This is a genomic window from Flavobacterium arabinosi (genome assembly GCF_048158725.1).
GTDB classification, from domain to species: Bacteria; Bacteroidota; Bacteroidia; order Flavobacteriales; family Flavobacteriaceae; genus Flavobacterium; species Flavobacterium arabinosi.
This window is the reverse complement of sequence record NZ_JBLNKX010000001.1, coordinates 914940-935543: the sequence shown is the minus strand read 5'-3', so window position 1 is coordinate 935543 and position 20604 is coordinate 914940. Positions and strand designations below refer to the sequence as shown.

The 20604-nt window shown below is 33.3% G+C and carries 20 protein-coding genes; 12 read left to right on the top strand and 8 right to left on the bottom strand.

Going from position 1 to position 20604, the window contains the following annotated elements; genetic code table 11:
- Positions 1–109 precede the first annotated feature (109 nt).
- From ACM55K_RS03850 to ACM55K_RS03840, 3 genes are all read left to right on the top strand, one after another.
- Positions 110–901, top strand: a complete 792-nt coding sequence (locus ACM55K_RS03850) for a hypothetical protein (protein WP_416848913.1) — start codon at positions 110–112, stop codon at positions 899–901.
- Positions 901–1515 (top strand): deoxynucleoside kinase, encoded by a 615-nt coding sequence (locus ACM55K_RS03845; protein WP_416848912.1) that lies wholly within the window; start codon positions 901–903, stop codon positions 1513–1515. The genes ACM55K_RS03850 and ACM55K_RS03845 overlap by 1 nt, the downstream gene beginning before the upstream one ends.
- 184 nt (positions 1516–1699) lie before the next feature.
- Positions 1700–2113 carry a hypothetical protein gene (locus tag ACM55K_RS03840; RefSeq protein WP_416848911.1) on the top strand — a complete coding sequence of 138 codons (414 nt, stop codon included), beginning with the start codon at positions 1700–1702 and terminating at the stop codon, positions 2111–2113.
- 127 nt (positions 2114–2240) lie between these two features.
- Here ACM55K_RS03840 and ACM55K_RS03835 read toward each other — a convergent pair whose 3' ends face one another.
- The 5 genes from ACM55K_RS03835 to ACM55K_RS03815 form a co-directional block, all read right to left on the bottom strand.
- Positions 2241–4700 carry a sodium-translocating pyrophosphatase gene (locus ACM55K_RS03835; protein ID WP_416848910.1) on the bottom strand — a complete coding sequence of 820 codons (2460 nt, stop codon included), beginning with the start codon at positions 4698–4700 and terminating at the stop codon, positions 2241–2243.
- Positions 4701–4811: 111 nt separating this feature from the next.
- Positions 4812–5342 (bottom strand): inorganic diphosphatase, encoded by a 531-nt coding sequence (locus tag ACM55K_RS03830; protein ID WP_161644349.1) that lies wholly within the window; start codon positions 5340–5342, stop codon positions 4812–4814.
- A gap of 106 nt (positions 5343–5448) precedes the next feature.
- Complete coding sequence (locus ACM55K_RS03825) at positions 5449–6051, bottom strand: DNA-3-methyladenine glycosylase family protein (protein WP_416848909.1); 603 nt, start codon at positions 6049–6051, stop codon at positions 5449–5451.
- A 153-nt stretch (positions 6052–6204) separates the two neighbouring features.
- Positions 6205–8691 (bottom strand): DUF5686 and carboxypeptidase-like regulatory domain-containing protein, encoded by a 2487-nt coding sequence (locus ACM55K_RS03820; protein WP_416848908.1) that lies wholly within the window; start codon positions 8689–8691, stop codon positions 6205–6207.
- A 134-nt stretch (positions 8692–8825) separates the two neighbouring features.
- Entirely contained in the window at positions 8826–9806 is a 981-nt protein-coding gene (locus ACM55K_RS03815; RefSeq protein ID WP_039110800.1) for a pyruvate dehydrogenase complex E1 component subunit beta, read from the bottom strand.
- Between the two features lie 453 nt (positions 9807–10259).
- On the opposite strand from ACM55K_RS03815, the gene ACM55K_RS03810 reads away from it, so the two are divergent.
- The 4 genes from ACM55K_RS03810 (at position 10260) to ACM55K_RS03795 (ending at position 13739) form a co-directional block, all read left to right on the top strand.
- Positions 10260–11006, top strand: a complete 747-nt coding sequence (locus tag ACM55K_RS03810) for an electron transfer flavoprotein subunit beta/FixA family protein (protein ID WP_416848907.1) — start codon at positions 10260–10262, stop codon at positions 11004–11006.
- Between the two features lie 65 nt (positions 11007–11071).
- Positions 11072–12052: an electron transfer flavoprotein subunit alpha/FixB family protein gene (locus tag ACM55K_RS03805; protein ID WP_416848906.1), complete on the top strand. Its 981-nt coding sequence runs from the start codon at positions 11072–11074 to the stop codon at positions 12050–12052.
- Positions 12053–12195: 143 nt separating this feature from the next.
- Positions 12196–12825 (top strand): bifunctional nuclease domain-containing protein, encoded by a 630-nt coding sequence (locus ACM55K_RS03800; RefSeq protein ID WP_416848905.1) that lies wholly within the window; start codon positions 12196–12198, stop codon positions 12823–12825.
- Between the two features lie 89 nt (positions 12826–12914).
- A complete protein-coding gene (locus ACM55K_RS03795) occupies positions 12915–13739 on the top strand; it encodes a thymidylate synthase (protein ID WP_416848904.1) in 825 nt (274 codons plus the stop codon).
- Positions 13740–13804: 65 nt separating this feature from the next.
- Here the strand turns inward: ACM55K_RS03795 and ACM55K_RS03790 are convergent, their stop codons facing one another.
- Positions 13805–14101, bottom strand: a complete 297-nt coding sequence (locus ACM55K_RS03790) for an isoamylase early set domain-containing protein (RefSeq protein ID WP_416848903.1) — start codon at positions 14099–14101, stop codon at positions 13805–13807.
- Between the two features lie 236 nt (positions 14102–14337).
- Here ACM55K_RS03790 and ACM55K_RS03785 point away from each other — a divergent pair, with 236 nt between their 5' ends.
- Both ACM55K_RS03785 and ACM55K_RS03780 read left to right on the top strand, forming a co-directional pair.
- Positions 14338–14670, top strand: coding sequence for a 2TM domain-containing protein (locus tag ACM55K_RS03785; RefSeq protein WP_416848902.1), 333 nt, complete (start codon positions 14338–14340; stop codon positions 14668–14670).
- A 14-nt stretch (positions 14671–14684) separates the two neighbouring features.
- Positions 14685–15167 carry a dihydrofolate reductase gene (locus ACM55K_RS03780; protein ID WP_416848901.1) on the top strand — a complete coding sequence of 161 codons (483 nt, stop codon included), beginning with the start codon at positions 14685–14687 and terminating at the stop codon, positions 15165–15167.
- Positions 15168–15222: 55 nt separating this feature from the next.
- Here ACM55K_RS03780 and ACM55K_RS03775 read toward each other — a convergent pair whose 3' ends face one another.
- Entirely contained in the window at positions 15223–15540 is a 318-nt protein-coding gene (locus tag ACM55K_RS03775) for a hypothetical protein (RefSeq protein WP_416848900.1), read from the bottom strand.
- 221 nt (positions 15541–15761) lie between these two features.
- Between ACM55K_RS03775 and ubiE the strand changes: the two genes are divergently transcribed.
- The gene (gene ubiE, locus ACM55K_RS03770; protein WP_416848899.1) at positions 15762–16493 is read left to right on the top strand and encodes a bifunctional demethylmenaquinone methyltransferase/2-methoxy-6-polyprenyl-1,4-benzoquinol methylase UbiE; all 732 of its coding nucleotides are present in this window, start codon (positions 15762–15764) and stop codon (positions 16491–16493) included.
- 1 nt (position 16494) lies between these two features.
- Positions 16495–17199 (top strand): type IX secretion/gliding motility protein PorT/SprT, encoded by a 705-nt coding sequence (porT, locus tag ACM55K_RS03765; RefSeq protein WP_416848898.1) that lies wholly within the window; start codon positions 16495–16497, stop codon positions 17197–17199.
- A gap of 21 nt (positions 17200–17220) precedes the next feature.
- Here the strand turns inward: porT and ACM55K_RS03760 are convergent, their stop codons facing one another.
- Positions 17221–17952: an RNA methyltransferase gene (locus ACM55K_RS03760; protein WP_416848897.1), complete on the bottom strand. Its 732-nt coding sequence runs from the start codon at positions 17950–17952 to the stop codon at positions 17221–17223.
- Between the two features lie 37 nt (positions 17953–17989).
- On the opposite strand from ACM55K_RS03760, the gene tamL reads away from it, so the two are divergent.
- Positions 17990–20554, top strand: coding sequence for a translocation and assembly module lipoprotein TamL (gene tamL, locus ACM55K_RS03755; protein ID WP_416848896.1), 2565 nt, complete (start codon positions 17990–17992; stop codon positions 20552–20554).
- The last annotated feature ends 50 nt before the right edge of the window (positions 20555–20604 follow it).

Here is a 20604-nt window from a genome sequence, read left to right as displayed (position 1 = left end):
GTTTTTATTTTAGCAATAATACCTATCCAAAAACACAGCAAGTAGAAAAAATTTAACTTAACAGTCAAAAACTAATAGTTTTGCGCTTTTTTTGTAATTTGCTAGACTTATGAGAAACCTGATCCTATTTTTCTTCTTTACTACAATCTCGATTGCATTCGGACAAAACCCAAAACTACAATCTTCGAAGATAAATTACGTAACTATTGATGCCAATCTATTTTTAGGATACGATCAATTTGGTTTTTATTACACCATTAAAAACAATGTTTTTTCTAAAACGAAAGACAGCGAATCTATAGAATATAAAAACATTTCTTTGGGAAAAATTACAAAAGTAGATTTGCAAAATCCTTTGAATATTGTTTTATTCTACGAAAACTTCAATACCGTTATCTTACTTGACAATCAACTGAACGAAGTTCAAAAAATTAACTTTTCAGAACACATAATCCCAATTGTTGCGACCGCTACCGGAATAGCTTCTCAAAATCAATTATGGGTCTACAATAGTTTGAATCAGCAAATTGGACTATACAATTATTTAAAAAAGAACTACAAAACCATTTCAACTTCATTTCCGGAAAGCATTAAATATTATCAATCTGATTTCAATACTTTTTATTGGATTGACGAAAAAAATAATTGGTACTCTTGTGACATTTTTGGAAAAATAACAAAGAAGGGAAAAATTTCCGATTTTGATTCGATAGAAATCATCAGTGACAACCTATTTATCATTTCTAAAGACTCAATTCTAACTATTGAAGATATTGAAAAGAATCAAAAATTCGAAATTGAAATTTTAGAAAAAACGTTTAAAAAATTCTACTACAAAGACCAAATTTTATCTATTTTTACATCAGAAGGAATTACAAATTATAAAATCATAATACCGTAATGCACATAGCAGTAGCAGGAAACATTGGATCAGGAAAAACAACTTTGACACGCTTATTGGCAAAACACTTCAAATGGGAACCTCATTTTGAAGATGTTGTCGACAATCCTTATTTAGATGATTTCTATCATCAAATGGAGCGTTGGTCATTTAATTTACAAATTTATTTCTTGAATAGTCGGTTTCGTCAAGTGATGCAAATTCGCGAAAGCGGTAAAAAAATAATTCAGGACAGGACCATATATGAAGATGCACATATTTTTGCTCCCAATCTTTATTCCATGGGTTTAATGACGAATCGTGATTTTCAGAATTATTCTGCTCTTTTTGAATTAATGGAATCATTGGTAAAACCTCCCGATTTATTGATTTACTTGAGAAGTTCTATCCCGAATTTAGTAGGGCAAATTCATAAACGCGGACGTGAATATGAAAACTCAATTTCAATTGATTATTTAAGCCGTTTGAATGAGCGCTATGAAGCTTGGGTTCATACGTATAGCAAAGGGAAATTATTAATTATTGATGTTGATAATATTAACTTTGTTGACAATCCTGAAGATTTAGGAAACATCTTTAACCGTATCGATGCAGAGTTGAACGGACTATTTTAGAGCAAAACAAAAATTCATTAAAAAAATGCTTCCCATTTGCGAGGCATTTTTTATTTTCATACCTTTATAAATCAACACTTTACCACTTGTAAAGTAGTAAAGTAATTTGTTTTTCCCTAAATTTATCATACCCTAAAACCCTAATCAATTGGTTTTTCTGATTATTAATTTAAATCTAAAAATCATGAGACACACCAACTTAAAAAACAAAACTGTTTGTTTTCTATTAGTTATCGCCCTAAATCTGCAAAGTTGTGCTGTTTATAAAAAAGCGCCTGTGACTTTAGATGAGGCAGTAGTTACAAATAGAAAAATTTTAATTATTAAAACAGACAATGCAAAACTCAAGCTTATTAACATTGAACAAATTGACGGCAACTATTACGGCTATATAAAGACTAAACGTAAAATTGAAAAAATACCGCTGATCGAAAGTGATTTAAAAACGATACGTGTTCTAGACAGAACAACAACCACAATAGGAAATGTGGCAATTGTTGTAGGCTCTTTAGGAATTGTTTTTTTAGTTGTTGCAGCTATAGAACTTTCTAATTGGGATACCGATTGGGGTGATTGGGGCGATTGGGGCACGTATTGAATCTTTAGGAAAAACCAATACAACCAATACAAATTTGAATGAACTATTTGCTAGTAATCCATTGTTTGTTATAAAAACTAATGCCCTATTTCCACAGGGCATTTAAACTACCAAATAATAAATTATTTTATTTCAAAGCATCGATTTTCGCCTGAACTTCCTCTTCAGTTCCTTCAAAATTCTGGATATCTACTTTACCGTTTATAGTTGTTTTAACTGTTGCTTTTACTTTTCCATCAATACTTGTTTTTTCAATGGAAACTTCTTTAGACATCATGTGATTCGGCATTGCTGCTCCATGCATATGTTCACAGGTTTTATTTGTACAGCCTTTAGCTATGCATTCCTCTTTAGACATTGAAGCACACATTTCAGAAGTAGCGCAACAAGATGCTTTATCAGAAATAGTATGACTTCCGTTACCTAAAATTGGTGCAATTACAAGACCAATCAAACAAGTCAATTTGATTAATATATTCATTGAAGGCCCAGAAGTATCTTTGAACGGATCACCAACTGTATCTCCAGTTACTGCTGCTTTATGCGCATCTGAACCTTTGTACGTCATTTCTCCATTTATCATAACTCCAGCTTCAAAAGATTTCTTCGCATTATCCCAAGCACCACCTGCATTGTTTTGGAAAACTGCCCAAAGCACTCCAGATACAGTAACTCCAGCCATATATCCTCCTAACATTTCAGCAATTAATTGATTGTTGTCTCCGTAAACTAATTTACCAAGTAGTACAATAGCTATTGGAAAACCAATAGTTAAAATTCCCGGTAACATCATTTCGCGTAAAGCTGCTTTGGTAGAAATATCAACACATTTAGCATATTCCGGTTTTCCGGTTCCTTCCATAATTCCTGGAATTTCTCTGAACTGACGACGCACTTCGTACACCATATCCATAGCTGCTTTTCCAACAGAATTCATAGCTAAAGCCGAGAAAACTACAGGTATCATTCCACCCACAAATAGCATCGCTAAAACAGGCGCTTTGAAAATATTGATACCGTCAATTCCTGTAAAAGTTACATACGCAGCAAATAAAGCTAATGAAGTCAATGCAGCGGATGCAATAGCGAAGCCTTTCCCAGTTGCAGCTGTTGTGTTTCCAACGGAATCCAAAATATCCGTTCTTGTACGAACTTCTTTAGGTAATTCACTCATTTCAGCAATTCCACCTGCGTTATCCGATATGGGTCCAAAAGCATCGATTGCTAATTGCATAGCCGTTGTTGCCATCATCGCTGAAGCCGCTAAAGCTACACCATAAAATCCTGCTAAAGCATAAGAAGTCCAAATGGCAGCAGCAAATAATAAAACCGTTGGAAAAGTAGAAATCATTCCGGTCGCCAAACCTGCAATTACGTTTGTTCCAGCCCCAGTGCTCGATTTTTGTACAATTGCCATTACTGGTTTTGTCCCTAATCCCGTGTAATATTCTGTAACAGATGAAATTGTAGCTCCAACTACTAATCCTACGATAGTAGCATAGAAAACTCTCATGGAGGAGATATCTTGTATTCCTTCTCCAAAAAATTCCATTTTCATTGTTGTAGGCAACATATATTGTACTAAAAAGAAACAAGCCACAGCAGTTAATAAGATAGAAACCCAGTTTCCAATGTTTAATGCTTTTTGAACTTGTTTTTCTTTTGCATTTTCATCTGTAATTTTTACCAGCATCGTTCCGATGATAGAAAATAAAATTCCAAAACCGGCGATTGCCATTGGCAGTAAAATAGGTCCAATTCCACCGAAAGCATCTTCGATTTTCCCGCCCATGTCTTTAATAACATAATTACCAAGAACCATGGCTGCCAAAACAGTCGCTACATAAGAACCAAATAAATCGGCACCCATTCCGGCAACGTCACCCACATTATCGCCCACATTATCAGCAATTGTAGCAGGATTACGAGGGTCATCTTCTGGAATTCCGGCTTCCACTTTACCAACCAAATCAGCACCAACATCGGCAGCTTTGGTGTAAATTCCACCCCCAACACGGGCAAACAAAGCGATAGACTCCGCTCCTAGAGAGAAACCTGCTAATGTTTCTAATACTTTGGTCATGTCTTCTGAAGAAGTCCATACGCCATTCATAAAAAAATGGAAAAAGAAAATAAAGAAAGAGGTTAAGCCCAGAACGGCTAAACCGGCAACACCTAATCCCATTACTGTTCCACCACCAAAAGAAACTTTCAAAGCTTGTGGCAAACTGGTACGGGCGGCTTGCGTTGTTCTAACATTGGTTTTTGTTGCAATTTTCATTCCCATGTTTCCAGCCAAAGCCGAGAAAAATGCTCCGAAAACAAAAGCAACAACTATTAATATATGTGTTGTAGGAACTACAAATGATACTCCGGCCAAAACGATACTTGCTCCCAATACAAAGAAAGCCAATAACCTATATTCTGCTTTAAGGAAAGCTAATGCACCTTCGTAAATATAATCTGAAATCTCTTTCATTTTACCATCTCCAGCGTCTTGTTTTAATACCCAAGCTCTTTTAACCCACATGAACAGAAGTCCTACAATTGCCATAACTATTGGCAAGTAAATCATTATTGTATTCATAAATTTCTTTTGGTTTTTGGTTAGTATTAGTAATGTTCCAAAACGAATTTAAACAAAAAAGCAATACTCCTAACGGAATATTGCTTTTTTTGTAAAAATTATAGGTAAAAATTATTTAATACTAAATAATCCTTCTGGTTTGTTTTCGATTGCATCAAAACGATCCGTACATTCTTTGATAATCGCTTTTGCTTCGCTCAAATCTCCCCAACCTTCTACATCTACTTGTTTGTTTTCAAGATCCTTGTAAACTTGGAAGAAATGCTCAATTTCTTTTAATAAGTGTGGATTGATATCTGATAAATCGTTTAATGAATTCCAAATTGGATCAGAAACCGGTACACAAATAATTTTCTCATCCGGTCCTTTATCATCTGCCATGTGGAAAACCCCAATTGGTTTCACTTCTATAACACATCCGGGAAAAGTTGGTTCATTTATCAATACCAAAACATCCAATGGATCTCCATCTAAAGCTAAAGTTTCAGGAATAAATCCGTAATCAGCTGGATACATCATGGACGAGAATAACATTCTATCAAAACGCATTCTTTTGATTTCGAAATCGTACTCATACTTATTTCTACTTCCTCTTGGAATTTCGATTAAGACATCGAAAGTGTTTATTTTGTCTGCAGTCATTTTAGTTTTTCTTTTCTATATTTATGGGTGCAAAAATAAGTAAAGAATCCCTTTCAACAATGAAAAATTTAGGTTATCTGTGGATTAAATTGTAACAAACAGCACTTTAGTAAATCACCGTACGATTTCTTTTCTTCAAATAATGATGCCACAAAAGATAGGTAGCCACGGAACGATACGGGCTCCATTTTATAGTATGCACTTCCATATCTTCTTTATTGTGAATATCCAGCAATTCTTTTATCGTATTTACTACTGCAATATCACCCAATGGCAACAAATCTGGTGCTTGAAGACAAAACATTAAATAGATATCAATGGTCCAGTTTCCTATTCCTTTAATCTTGATAAGTTCTTCTCGAACTTGCTCCGCTGTTTTGGCTGGCAAACTTTCCAAATCAATATCTTTATTCAGTATTGCCGTTGACAACGCTTTGATATAAGACGTTTTTTGACGGCTTACGCCAAGATTTCTAAATTCTTCATCCGATAAATTAAGAAGCACTGCAGGTTCAAATTCTTTTTCTTTGGCCTTTATCTTTAAAAAAGTCGCTTTGGCTGAATCTATGGATACTTGTTGTTCTAAAATTAACAACACCAAAGTTTCAAATCCTTGGGGTCTTATGGGAATCGTTGGCACCCCATATTGGTCAATGATTCCTTTGAAAATAGGGTCTTTTTCTAAAAGATATTCAATGGCTTGTTGCATCGTTTAATTTTTTTTAGCCCATCCCGAACTTTCGGGAGGAAACGGCATCCTTTTTATAAGGCGATTTTTTTTCGCCTTATAAAAAGATATAGTGTACAGCTGGAAATAGCTTCAAATAAAAAATAGTATAATCGAATCTGAAACAAGTTTCCATTAGAAAAAGAATCCAAATGATCCTTTTACAGAGAAACGATTGGTATCTGGTGTGTTTAAATAACTGCCTCTCCAAGCGAAGTCAATACGGAATACTTTGAAAATATTCCCAATACCCGCATGGTATTCCCAATATACATTGTCAGGCGCATTATACGTTAATCCGGAAGCATTAATCGCTCTATTAGCATCTGATATCGTTCCATACACTCCTTTTACCCCAATAATTTCTCTCCAATTAAGCTTTCTCATAAAAGGGATTCTAGAAAAAAATCTCCCTTGAAAATTATGATTCCATTGTAACGTTGTGTATTGATCCGATATAAACTCATAATAATTGAGGTTGCTAAAGGCGTTTTCGTTGGTGAAAAAAGTTTGATTCCCTGGGATAACACTCATCAATCCTAAAGGAATTGTGCCAAAGGTTTTACCAACTTCAAGAATAATATCTGACCGTCCTAAAGGGCCTATTATTATAGGTTGTTTGTAATACAATTGAATCTTTTCGTATTTAAAATCACTATTCAATAAGCCTTTAAATCCGTGGCTGTAGTTGACAAAAATCTCAGTAAAAGGACTGCTTACGACATCTCTTTCTACTGCAAAACCAATGGTCTTTCTCTTAGGTGTATAACTTACCCGAAGATTAAATTCCGATTGTTTAACATCGCTTTTAGTAATTGTCTGAGCTGCGTCTGTATAATAATCTAAACTAAATGTAGGCGAAGCAGATTCTAAAGTTCGATACGAAAACCCGGTTTGAAAGGTTAGGTTTTTAACAGGTTCTATTTCTAAGGCAACTGTACTTAAATTAATGTTTGTCAGTTTACCATTATTCCCCGAAGAAAAAATTGTTGATGAAGCGTTACTTCGACCCAAGACATCCGTTGATGAGGTCAAACTCGAACCTATTTGCTCTATATCCCGTCTGTTTCCTCCAGATAAAATAAGTCGGTTTTTCTTATCTACCATCCATTTTCCAGAAAACCCGTATTTGAATTTATCGTCCTTAAAGCCATAGGCGGTATAGCCTTGTAATCGCCAGGTATCAGCAGTACCAAAGTAAGTTCTTGCGCCACTGCGCAAACGAACACCTTCTACTTCATTGTATCCAAATGTCGAAAAAACAGGACCATAATCGATATGACCAAATTGCACATAACCACTGGCCAGAACCATTACTGAACTTGATATTTGTTTGAATTTTCTAACGGTCTTCAAGGTGTCAAGCATTTTATAAACGCCTAACTCATCTTTACTCAAATTTTCGAAACGGTTTTCATGCCAGAAATCATCTGATTTCTCGTAAACCGATTTATCAACATAATTAACCTCTTCTTTATAAAACGAAACCGATTTTTCTTTATTGAATTCGTGGTTTCTGTAGAAAGAGGTTCGCTTTCCATAAAGTCCTTTTGATTTTTCTTTTTTGTTTAAAGCAAAGTCCGACATCATATAATCACGAGTCAAAAGAAAAATAGAATCATTCATTACTTCGAATTCCTGCTCTAAATAAATATCTTTTATCCAGTTGATGTTGGCACTTTTAGTAACGGCCATGTTGATTTTTTTGATAGCAAATGTGGAATCATTTACCCAAAAATCACCTTTGAAAGTCAATTCGTTTTTACGTCTTGGATAAAAAATAATATTGTAACACCATTTTTTATCAACAACCGCACTGTCTCTTAACACATAATTATAAACATCAACCCCAGTTGTAGATAGCGGACTGGTAAAACTTTTATCAAAAAACGTAAGATGATTTTCATAGATATTATAATCAGAATACAAATCTTTCACAAAAGTCAAAATTTGTTGATTCCCTTCAAAACCAGAGGTTTTACTGGCTTTCATTTTCTCTTTTACCTTCTTCAATTTATTGTCCCCATACACATCATACAAAGATTCATTTATAAAAATAGGCAAATAGGTTTTCCCTGTAATCTTGGAAGTATCTACTTGATTAAAAATAAATTCCATGCCTTTGAAAAGCTTATTTTTCATAAAAGCACTATCAATGGTATTCATATCAAACTCTACCTTTTCATACTTTTCCATTTGGTATTGCGCAAATAAATTCAAGCCGTTTTTACGCTTGTGCTCCCAAATTTCCCTAAGAATATCAAGTGCCGGATTGTTCTTTTTAGAAGTTTTACCAGTAAAAATCACTACTTCCTTGAGGCTCTCGGCTTCGTTTAATTGAATTTTAAAATTATAATTCACCAGCTTATTTAAAGTAATTTCCTTCTCAGAAAACCCTACCGATGATATTACGATGACAGTATACGTTTTGGCAGATTCGATGTAAAAACGCCCATCTTCATTCGAAACTACGCCTTCATTCGAATCTTTAAAAACAACATTGGCAAAAGGAATGGGCTGATTTGTTTTGTCTACAACAATTCCGCTAACTTTTGTTTGTGCAAAAAGAACATTTGCTGAAACAAACAAAAAAAATAAGATAAATAAGAAACGCTTTTTCATAATCATTCAAAAAAAAAACTTCATCAAATAAACAATTGATGAAGTTTCAAATATAGGTATTTAGAAATCTAGATTATTCTAAAATTCACTGTTGACTGTTAAATTTTATTTAAAAATCAAATTCTTAAAGAAATCTATTTTTTATACAATACTTTTTTAACTGCTTTTACAACATCGCCTGCATTTGGCAACCACTCTTTAAGCAATACCGGAGAATATGGTGCTGGAGTATCAGCAGTAGTGATACGTTGAATAGGCGCATCAAGAAAATCGAAAGCACGTTCTTGAACCAAATAAGTAATCTCAGAAGAAACACTTGCAAAAGGCCAAGCTTCCTCAAGAATTACCAATCTGTTTGTTTTTTTAACCGAAGTCAAAATCGTTTCAAAATCCAAAGGACGAACCGTTCTTAAATCGATAATTTCACAGGAGATTCCTTCTTTGGCTAACTCATCTGCAGCGATATACGCTTCTTTGATGATTTTTCCAAAAGACACGATAGTTACATCCGTTCCTTCACGTTTGATATCGGCAACACCAATTGGAATTGTATATTCACCATCTGGAACTTCCCCTTTATCACCATACATTTGTTCTGATTCCATGAAAATCACAGGATCATTATCACGAATAGCTGATTTCAATAATCCTTTAGCATCGTAAACATTAGATGGAACTACTACCTTAAGACCTGGAGTGTTAGCAAACCAGTTTTCAAGTGCTTGTGAGTGTGTCGCTCCTAACTGTCCTGCCGAAGCAGTTGGTCCACGAAAAACGATAGGCACATTGAATTGTCCACCAGTCATCTGACGCATTTTGGCAGCGTTATTTATTATTTGGTCAATCCCCACTAAACAGAAATTGAAAGTCATATATTCAACAATTGGTCTACAGCCATTCATTGCTGAACCTACTGCAATACCAGTAAAACCAAGTTCCGCAATCGGAGTGTCTATCACTCTTTTTTCACCAAATTCAGCAAGCATTCCTTTAGATGCTTTGTAGGCACCATTATATTCTGCAACTTCTTCACCCATTAAGTATATGGACTCATCGCGACGCATTTCTTCGCTCATCGCTTCACAAATGGCCTCTCTAAATTGTATAGTTCTCATAGTTGTATGTTGTATATGTGTAATTTTCGAAAAGCAAAAATAAATATTTTAAACCACTTAAAAGCATAAATCACTTTAAAATAATAAGGAGCTATTTCCGGCTATACGCTATATCTTCCTGTGGTTAAAGGAACCACAGGAAGGATACCGCTGCTATCCGGGCTACGAAATCGATATAGTATCAAGAATTTGAACATTTCAGGCAACTTCTTATCTAAATTTGGACATTAAACGACAAGCCGAAAGCAACAATTTGATTTCTTTTTGTTGGATTTTTTTCATTATTTCGTTCAAATTAATAAACAATCAATCGCTTATTAAAAAAAGGTTCCTTATTTATTACGAAATAACGAAAACGTAATAGTATTAAAAAATATTATGCGTGCATAGTAAATTATTCAAATTATTATTCTAATTTTGTGAAACAAATTTCGAATAATAAAATCAATACTTATGAAAATATTAGTTTGCATCAGTCACGTTCCTGATACTACTTCAAAGATTAACTTCGTCAATGGTGATTCTGAATTTGACACTAACGGCGTACAATACGTAATCAATCCAAATGATGAATTTGGATTGACGCGTGCCATTTGGTTTCAAGAACAACAAGGCGCAACCGTTACAGTTGTTAATGTTGGAGGACCAGAAACCGAACCTACTTTAAGAAAAGCATTAGCAATAGGCGCAAACGAAGCCATTCGTGTAAACGCAACTCCTACAGACGGTTTTTTTGTTGCCAAACAACTTGCCGAAGTAATCAAAAATGGAGCATACGACGTTATCATAGCCGGAAAAGAATCCCTTGATTATAATGGCGGAATGGTTCCTGGAATGATTGCCGGAATCCTAGGGTATAACTTCCTAAATTCTTGCACAAGCCTTACTGTTGAAGGGACTAATGTAAAAGCAGTTCGTGAGATTGACGGTGGTAAAGAAACAGTAAGCACTACTTTACCTTTAATCATTGGCGGACAAAAAGGATTGGTTGAAGAAAAAGACTTGCGTATTCCTAACATGAGAGGAATTATGACGGCAAGAACCAAAGTACTGACTATCCTTGAACCAGTTGAAGCTTCAGTAAACACTAAAGCGGTGAAATTTGAAAAACCAGCACCTAAATCTGCAGTGAAATTAATTTCTCCTGACAATTTAGATGAATTAATCAATTTATTACACAACGAAGCGAAAGTAATCTAGTAATCAGTGTTCAGTAGTAGTTTTCAGTTCCAAGACTTTAAACCTGAAACTTAAACAAAAAAATTATGTCAATATTAATATATGCAGAATACGCAGAAGGAAAATTTAAGAAAGTAGCTTTTGAATTAGCTTCTTATGCAAAAAAAGTAGCCGAATCACTAGGAACTACAGTTACAGCCGTAACCGTAAATGCTGGAGATGTTTCGGAATTATCAAAATATGGAGTAGACAAAGTTTTAAAAGTAAACAACGATAAATTATCAGGATTTACTGCAAAAGCATATGCTGATGTAATCAAACAAGCGGCTCAAAAAGAAAGTGCTAAATTGATTTTACTTTCATCCACAACAGATAGTATTTACCTTTCATCACTTGTGGCAGTAGCGCTGGAAGCTGGATTTGCGTCAAATGTGGTAGGATTACCCGTAAGCACAGCTCCTTTTCAAGTAAAAAGAAATGCTTTTTCAAACAAAGCTTTCAATATTACCGAAATTGCTACTGATGTAAAAGTGCTTGGCCTTGCGAAAAACTCGTATGGCGTATTCATTAGTACAGACGCGATTAATCGCGTCTCTACCGAAGAAGATTTCAATCCAACAATTGGAGACAATGATTTTGGTGTAAAAGTAGAATCCGTAGAAAAAGGATCTGGCAAAGTTTCCATAGCCGATGCTGACATAGTTGTTTCCGGTGGACGTGGATTAAAAGGACCCGAAAACTGGGGAATGATTGAAGAATTAGCTTCGGTACTTGGTGCTGCAACTGCTTGTTCAAAACCAGTTTCAGATTTAGGTTGGAGACCTCATGGGGAACACGTAGGACAAACAGGAAAACCCGTTGCCACAAACTTGTATATTGCAATCGGAATTTCAGGAGCAATTCAACACATTGCAGGAATCAATTCTTCTAAAGTAAAAGTAGTAATCAATAGCGACCCCGAAGCTCCATTCTTCAAAGTAGCCGATTACGGAATTGTAGGAGATGCTTTTGAAATTGTTCCTAAATTAATTGAAAAATTTAAAGCTTTTAAAGCACAACAGTCATAATTCAATAAATCTCTTCAAATTGCTGCCTAAAAAATAAGATATTTGTATCTTTGCTTTTGGGCAGCAATTTTTTTGATTAAAAAAATCGCACCTAATTTTTATTTAAAAAAATAAGTACATCGTACTTTCCCATTTTAACAACTATGAGCTTAGTTAAATTATCAATTAAAGGGATTTCATACAGTCAAACCCAAAACGGAGCGTATGCTTTGATTTTGAATGAAGTTGACGGTGAACGAAAATTACCTATCGTCATAGGTGCTTTTGAAGCCCAATCTATTGCAATTGCTTTAGAGAAGGAAATCAAACCACCTCGTCCTTTGACACATGATTTATTCAAAAATTTTGCTGAGCGTTTTGATATTATAGTAAAACAAGTCATTATTCACAAACTGGTAGATGGTGTTTTTTATTCCAGCATCATTTGTGAAAGAGATAAAATTGAAGAAATAATAGACGCCAGAACATCCGATGCTATTGCTTTAGCATTGCGTTTCAACGCCCCAATTTATACTTATAAAAACATCCTGGATAAAGCTGGAATTTATTTGAAAGCAAATCCTTTGGAAGCCAATAAAGATTCACAGGAAATAGATGATGTACTGTCTAATCCGGACACCTTTGGTCATGAAGAAGAAACGAATCAATCAGGACATACTTATTCTAAACACAGTTTAAAGGAATTAAACGAGTTACTAGATCAAGCTGTCGAACATGAAGATTACGAAAAAGCGGCTAAGATTAGAGACGAAATTTCAAAGAGAGAAGCGTAATACATTTAATCATTGATTTGTTTAATCGCTTAATTGACATCTATTTCCTGATTAAACTGTAACTGATTATCCGATTAACCCCAAATAAAATGAAGCAATATTTAGATTTAGTGCAACACGTAATGGAAAACGGTTGTCAAAAAGGAGATCGAACAGGAACAGGAACAAAAAGTGTGTTTGGTTATCAAATGCGTTTTAATTTAAGTGAAGGTTTCCCAATGGTCACCACTAAAAAATTACATCTAAAATCTATTATTTACGAATTGCTTTGGTTCCTGAAAGGTGACACAAATATCAAGTACCTTCAAGAAAATGGAGTGAAAATTTGGGATGCCTGGGCAGATACCAACGGAGATTTGGGTCCTGTCTATGGCCATCAATGGCGTAACTGGAATAGCGAAGAAATAGATCAAATCAGTGAACTTATCACGGAACTAAAAACCAACCCAAACAGCCGTAGAATGCTTGTTTCAGCTTGGAATCCCTCTGTACTTCCAGATACAAAAAAGTCTTTTGAGGAAAATGTAGCCAATAACAAAGCAGCGCTACCGCCATGCCATGCATTTTTTCAGTTCTATGTTTCCAACGGAAAATTATCCTGTCAATTATACCAACGAAGTGCCGATATTTTCTTAGGTGTCCCATTTAACATTGCTTCCTATGCATTGTTAACTATGATGATTGCACAAGTTTGCGAATTAGAACCAGGCGAATTTATTCACACTTTTGGTGACGCACATATTTACAACAATCATTTTGACCAACTGGAATTACAATTGTCACGCGAACCAAAACCATTACCAAAAATGATTTTGAATCCTGAGATTAAAAATATTTTTGATTTTGATTTTGAAGATTTCACCCTTGAAGGTTATGAACCACACGCCCTTATAAAAGGAAGTGTTGCAGTCTAAAACAACAACAACTAATACCCGATAAAATAAAAAAATCCGCTTCACAGCGGATTTTTATATATTGATTAGATCGATAAAACACTATTCTCAGCACCGGCAAAATCATTCCATACAAATGAATCTGCTTCTGGCTCATTAACGAACTCTCCATCTATTACGTATTTAAACTGATAAGACGCGTCTTTGTTTAAGTCGTAAGTTGCTTTGAAAGTTCCATTTTTCAATTTACTTAAAGCGCCTTCGGTTAAATTCCAATTATTAAAATCACCAACCACTGATGCTGATGTAGCTTGCTTTGCTTCTACTGAAAATGTAACTTTACAAACTGGTTTTGTTTTTACAAATTGTTTCTTTATTGACATAACTATTTCATTTTTAGAATTATGAGACAAAGAAAATAAATTCAAGTGAACTTTCAACAAAGGACATGAAGTTTTAGCAGAATAACACAAACTATGTTAATTTTTAAATAAATTCCTAATTATCTTAATCTAAAATTTTATATCCTAAATAAGAAAACGTTTTCTTACTAAATAATCACCAATCAAAATAGTGCCTTTACAAAATAAAATTTACCTTTATAAACAAAATTTAACCTATGGAAAAATATCAACATGAACAATATGAGTATGCTAGAAGAAGAATTAAGCAAAAAAAAAGACTCTATTTCCATTTTGTTTTGCTTCTTTTAGGAAGTTTCTTTTTATTTATATCCAATAAGTTTTTTGGAATTGACGTAGATTCGGATAGGTATATTTGGGGAATTACAATATGGCTTTTTATTTTCATTTTGCACTTTATAAAAGTATATATTACCGATCGTTTCATGAATAAAGATTGGGAAAGAGAACAAATAGACCGACTGGTTACACTTCAGCAAAAAAAAATTGATCAATTAGAAACAAAAATCAACGAAGAATCCTCTATCTAAAAATTAAGAGAACTATGATAATAATGATTGCGGCTGTTGCCGAAAATAATGCACTTGGAGAAAACAATAAATTGGTTTGGCATCTTCCTAATGATTTCAAAAGGTTTAAAACACTTACTTCCGGACATCATATTATAATGGGCAGAAAAACTTTTGAAAGCTTCCCAAAACCATTGCCTAATCGAACTCACATTGTGATATCTAGACAGAAAGAATACCACCCCGAAGGCTGTATTGTAGTAGATAGTATGGAAAAGGCCTTGGCAATTTGCCCAGAAAACAAAACCTCTTATATTATTGGAGGAGGAGAAATTTACAATCTGGGACTACCTTTTACTGACAAGATTGAAATCACAAGAGTTCATAATAGTTTTGAAGCAGATGCTTTTTTTCCTGAAATCGATCTTGAAGAATGGGAAATTACAGTATCTGAATTTAATGAAAAAGACGAAAAACACCTTTACGACTATACGTATCAAACTTTTTCCAGAAAATAAAAAAAACATCCCATTTTGGGATGTTTTTTATTTAACAATGACAAGGGAAACTGACCTATACTTGAAACAGTATTTGATAACTCAAAATAAAAATCACTAATACTAGTAACGCTCCAGATATGGAGATAATAACATTTGATAATTTTTGAGAGTACATTTCAAAAAAGCCTTTAATACCAAATACCACGAAGGTACTAAAGACAAAGAAAATCAAAATTTCCAAAAACAAATTTAATCCTAAGAACGTATGTTGCGCTTTAAATACAATACCATTTTGTAAAATAGTAGTTTCAAAACTGCTCACAAGAACAAATGACATTGTTAACGCAAGAAACAACCATTTGATTTGGGTCATTGAATCCCTATTAATCATTGATAAATATTTTAAATATTATAATGTAAAATTGAACAATAAAAAGATTTGTTGCAATACCCACTTTTAGTGATATTTGCGATTCAGTGTAATCAATTTATAATTACTCCCAAAGAATAAAACTAATACTCTTTTTCTACGTAAAATAAAGTTTACCGCTAATCCTGAAACTGATTTTTAGTTTGTGCAGTTTGTATTATATTTGTGGGAAATTAAAAAAAATGTCGAAAAACATAACACCTTATAAAAACTCAACCTTAGGCAAAAAAGAACAAGTTGCAAAAATGTTTGACACCATATCTGGAAATTATGACAATCTTAATCGTGTCATTTCTTTTGGTATTGATATCAAATGGCGCAAAAAAGTTTTAAAAATTGTTGCTAAGTCCAATCCAAAAATAATTCTGGATATTGCAACAGGAACTGGTGACTTAGCTATTTTGATGGCACAAACTAACGCTGAAAAAATCATCGGACTAGATATTTCTACAGGTATGCTTGAAGTAGGCAAGAAAAAAATTGCCGCAAAGAATATGTCTAATACTATAGAAATGATTTTAGGTGACTCTGAAAACATGCCTTTTGATGATAATTATTTTGACGCTATCACAGTTGCGTTTGGTGTTAGAAATTTTGAAACTCTCGAAAAAGGTTTGGCCGAAATCTTAAGAGTTTTGAAACCAAATGGTGTTTTTGTAATTTTAGAAACCTCAGTACCGGAAAAAACCCCTTATAAACAAGGATATACTTTTTACAGTAAAAACATACTGCCACTTATAGGAAAATTATTTTCCAAAGACAATGTAGCGTATGGTTATTTATCTGAATCTTCAGCTGCTTTTCCTTACGGTGAAGTATTAAACAATATTTTGAGAAAAATTGGGTTTATAGATGTTATAGCAATGCCACAAACATTTGGCGTGGCCACCATTTATTCTGCTTCTAAAAAATAAGATGAAAAAAATAATTATTTTAGTTTTATTAACTTTCAATCTCAATGGATTCGCACAGTTTAATAAAAACATGTTTAGCAAGGATCCTATAATTAACTTGGAAAATTTTCAAAATAAAAGACTCTATTTTGGATATTTTTTAGGTTTCAATTCTTATGATTTTAAAATTGATTATAAAACCGTTGGGCCTGATATTCAAGTAAAGAAAACAACTGGGTTTAATGTGGGAATTGTTGGTGATTTAAAACTTCATGAATATATCAGTTTACGATTTGAACCAGGTTTATATTATACTAAAAGAGATTTGTATTACCCTGGGTTTACAACAAAAAAAGATATACTGAGAGAAGTAAACAGTACTTACATTCATTTTCCATTACTATTAAAATTCCTATCGCTTAGAACCGGAAATATTCGTCCATACGTTGTGGGAGGATTGTCTACAACCTTAAATTTATCTAGCAATTCAAAATCAATAGACGATAATTCAGCACAACGTTTTAGAGTAAAACCATGGACAACAAATTATGAAATGGGCTTGGGTATCGATTTCTTTTCCCCTTACTTTATATTTTCTCCTTCGATAAGAGGTGTTTTTGGACTTAAAGATGAACTTATTAGAGACAAAGACCCTAATAGTCCTTGGACTGGCGACATAGAGTCAATAAAATCCAGAGCTGTTTTTATCAATTTTACGTTTCATTAAAATCAATTGTTCTTAAAAATTTTATTGAGAATTTCTTCTAAATTCACTAAGAATAATTGCCGTTGCAGTAGCCACATTTAAACTTTCTGTCTTTTGAATTTCTCCGAAACGTGGAATTGTAAGTCTGTTTTGAACTAGTTTTTCAACTTCAGATGAAATTCCATTGGCTTCATTTCCCATAATGATGATTCCTTCCTGGGGCAAACTGGTTTTGTAGATATTCTCTCCATCCATAAAAGTCCCAAAAACAGGTAATTTAGTATGCGCTACAAAAGCATTCAAATCTATGTAACTAACATTTACTCTTGCGATAGAGCCCATTGTAGCTTGAACTACTTTTGGATTATAAATATCAACCGTTTCCTTAGAACACACTAATTGTTGAATTCCAAACCAGTCACACAATCGCAATATCGTACCTAAATTCCCCGGATCGCGAATGCTATCAAGGGCCAGAATCAATCCAGATTCAATCATTTTTTTTTCAACTGGTATTTTAAAAACTGCCAAACAAGAATTAGGGGATGAAAGTGCACTTATTTTTTTTAAATCATTATCATCAATACCCATTTTTTTTACATTAGAAACTTCTTCAAAATCATTTTGAGTCGTATACAAATATTCCAGTTCAAAATTCGACTGTAGTAATTCCTGAATTACTTTTACGCCTTCGGCAAAAAATAATTTATTAGTGAATCTATATTTTTTTTGCTGTAAACTCGTTATAAGTTTTATTTGGTTTTTACTAACCATAAAATAATGTACTTTTGAATTAAATATTTTAGAACACTTGAAAAACATTTCTACAAAAATAACAGCATTTATTCTAATTGCAATATTAATATGCGCATGTAACGCTGAAAAAAGAGTTCCAGAAGGCAAACTATTGCTTACTAAAAACGAAGTTTTAGTAAATAACAAGAGTACAAAAGAAGAAATTGTTTTTAATCAATTGTATCAAAAACCAAACAGTACCTTATTATTGGGCTTTCGTTTGCGTTTGAATTTGTATAATTTGGCTAATCTGAATCCAGACTCCACTTACCAAGCTAAGTTTACAAATAATCCCGAAAAATACAAAAGACAATCAAATTGGTTGTCTGCAAAACAAGTTGACCGACTCGGAAAATCATTTTTATACCATGGAATTCATGATTTTCTAAAAAAAACTGGTGAAGCGCCTGTAATTATTGACCAAACAAAAACTGACAAATCAATTTTACGATTGAAGTATTATTACTTTAATAATGGCTATTTTAACGTTAAAGCCACCTACAAAATAGACACTTTAAAAACTAAAAGAGCTGAAATAAAATATGCTATAACTACACAAGAGCCTTATTTATTGGATTCATTAACCACAACCATTTTGACTCCGGCACTCGATTCATTGTACGAAATAAACAAGTCTAAAACTTTAATTAAGTCAGGAAAGCAATATAAAACTGCCGATTTTGAAGATGAAAAAAATAGAATTACCACCAACTTTAGAAACAATGGTGCGTATTATTTTCAACCTAACTATATCACTTTTGATTTAGACACCATTAAAAAAGCAAATAAAGCAGATGTAAATTTGATCATCAATAATTATTCTTATCAACAACAAGACTCCACTAAAACAGAGCCTTTCAAGCTGTATAAAATAAGTGATGTGAATATTTATACTGATTATTTACCAAATGGTAATGACCAAAAAATAATTGATAGTATTTCCTATAATAATTTCAATTTGTACGGTCGCAAAAAAATAAAATACAAACCTCGTGCCATAACAAATGCTATTTTTATTACAAAAGGGACATTATTTGCCGATTATAAAACAGTACTAACGACTCGTTATTTAAATAATCTGAAAATTTTCAACTATCCATCGATACAATATGAAGTTGATCCCAGAGACTCAACCGCTCAATCACTAATTGCAAAAGTATATTTAACCCCAAGAAAAAAATATAGTTTTGGAACCACACTAGATGTTACCCATTCTAATATTCAAGATATTGGTATTGGATTAAGTGTTTCAGAAACCATAAGAAACGTTTTTAATGGTGCCGAAACATTAGAAATTGCGGCTCGTGGAAATATAGGTTCATCAAAAGATTTAGCAAATCCCAACAATACCTTTTTTAATGTTTCAGAATATGGACTGGATTTAAAGCTAAGTTTTCCAAGAATTTTCATGCCTTTTGGAACTGAAAAAATTATTCCAAAAAGCATGATCCCTTCCACTCTTATTACTGCAGGTTTCGCAAAGCAAAGAAATATTGGTTTGGACAAAGAGAATTTTACCGGAGCATTATCCTATAATTGGACCCCAAAAAGAAGTAATACAGCTCGTTTTGATCTTTTTAACGCACAATTTGTACGAAATCTAAATCCACAAAATTATTTTAATGTGTATAGATCTTCTTACAATGCATTGAATAATCTTGGAAAAACATACAATACAAATCCAGACTATTTTAATAATCCCATTGATAAAGATTTGATAATCGAAGATGGGACATTAGGATTCACTGATGATGTTTTGAATGGAAATACTTCATTAATCCCATCGGATGAAAATTATAAAAACGTAAAAAGCATCGAAGAGCGAAGAGTTAGACTTACCGAGAATGATTTTATTCTGGCTACAAGTTATAGCTTCTCTAAAACTACCAAAACAGATTTACTGGACAATAATTTTTATCTCTTTAGAACAAAAATTGAATCTGCGGGAACTCTATTATCCTTAATTTCGAAAACAGCAAGTTTACCTAAAAACTCTGATAACAATTATGAAATATTCAATTTAGAATATTCAGAATATATAAAAACGGAGTTCGACTATATCAAGCACTGGGATTTAACGAAAGAGAAAGTATTTGCTGTTAGAACTTTTTTCGGAATAGCAATCCCTTTTGGCAATTCGAATAACGTTCCATTTTCAAGAAGTTATTTTTCCGGTGGTTCCAATGATAACAGAGCATGGCAACCTTATAGTTTAGGTCCTGGAAGCAGCGGCGCTTCAAATGATTTTAACGAAGCAAATATGAAAATTGCTATTAGCGGTGAATTTAGATTTAAAGTATTAGGCAGTCTAAAAGGAGCTCTTTTTGCCGATGCCGGAAACATCTGGAATGTACTTGATAATGTAACGGATGAAAAGTCTACCTTTAAGAATCTAAACGATTTAAAAGACATAGCCTTAGGCTCTGGATTTGGACTGCGATACGATTTAAGCTTTTTTGTAATTCGATTTGATTTAGGATTTAAAACCTACAATCCGGCCAATGAAACTAACAAACGATGGTTTCGAGAATACAATTTTGGACACTCTGTTTTAAATTTTGGAATAAATTATCCATTCTAATGCTAATTAATTCTTATTTTTGCAAACTAAAAACTAAAAAACAACTAAAA

Bases quoted from the DNA above. Each gene is read 5' to 3' on its own strand.
- ACM55K_RS03760 (WP_416848897.1), bottom strand. From the start codon at position 17,952: ATGGTTAGTAAAAACCAAATAAAACTTATAACGAGTTTACAGCAAAAA.
- ACM55K_RS03830 (WP_161644349.1), bottom strand. From the start codon at position 5,342: ATGACTGCAGACAAAATAAACACTTTCGATGTCTTAATCGAAATTCCA.
- ACM55K_RS03810 (WP_416848907.1), top strand. From the start codon at position 10,260: ATGAAAATATTAGTTTGCATCAGTCACGTTCCTGATACTACTTCAAAG.
- porT (WP_416848898.1), top strand. From the start codon at position 16,495: ATGAAAAAAATAATTATTTTAGTTTTATTAACTTTCAATCTCAATGGA.
- ACM55K_RS03850 (WP_416848913.1), top strand. From the start codon at position 110: ATGAGAAACCTGATCCTATTTTTCTTCTTTACTACAATCTCGATTGCA.
- ACM55K_RS03780 (WP_416848901.1), top strand. From the start codon at position 14,685: ATGATAATAATGATTGCGGCTGTTGCCGAAAATAATGCACTTGGAGAA.
- ACM55K_RS03845 (WP_416848912.1), top strand. From the start codon at position 901: ATGCACATAGCAGTAGCAGGAAACATTGGATCAGGAAAAACAACTTTG.
- ACM55K_RS03840 (WP_416848911.1), top strand. From the start codon at position 1,700: ATGAGACACACCAACTTAAAAAACAAAACTGTTTGTTTTCTATTAGTT.
- ACM55K_RS03795 (WP_416848904.1), top strand. From the start codon at position 12,915: ATGAAGCAATATTTAGATTTAGTGCAACACGTAATGGAAAACGGTTGT.
- ACM55K_RS03835 (WP_416848910.1), bottom strand. From the start codon at position 4,700: ATGAATACAATAATGATTTACTTGCCAATAGTTATGGCAATTGTAGGA.
- ACM55K_RS03825 (WP_416848909.1), bottom strand. From the start codon at position 6,051: ATGCAACAAGCCATTGAATATCTTTTAGAAAAAGACCCTATTTTCAAA.
- ACM55K_RS03820 (WP_416848908.1), bottom strand. From the start codon at position 8,691: ATGAAAAAGCGTTTCTTATTTATCTTATTTTTTTTGTTTGTTTCAGCA.
- ACM55K_RS03775 (WP_416848900.1), bottom strand. From the start codon at position 15,540: ATGATTAATAGGGATTCAATGACCCAAATCAAATGGTTGTTTCTTGCG.
- ACM55K_RS03800 (WP_416848905.1), top strand. From the start codon at position 12,196: ATGAGCTTAGTTAAATTATCAATTAAAGGGATTTCATACAGTCAAACC.
- ACM55K_RS03790 (WP_416848903.1), bottom strand. From the start codon at position 14,101: ATGTCAATAAAGAAACAATTTGTAAAAACAAAACCAGTTTGTAAAGTT.
- ACM55K_RS03785 (WP_416848902.1), top strand. From the start codon at position 14,338: ATGGAAAAATATCAACATGAACAATATGAGTATGCTAGAAGAAGAATT.
- ubiE (WP_416848899.1), top strand. From the start codon at position 15,762: ATGTCGAAAAACATAACACCTTATAAAAACTCAACCTTAGGCAAAAAA.
- ACM55K_RS03815 (WP_039110800.1), bottom strand. From the start codon at position 9,806: ATGAGAACTATACAATTTAGAGAGGCCATTTGTGAAGCGATGAGCGAA.
- ACM55K_RS03805 (WP_416848906.1), top strand. From the start codon at position 11,072: ATGTCAATATTAATATATGCAGAATACGCAGAAGGAAAATTTAAGAAA.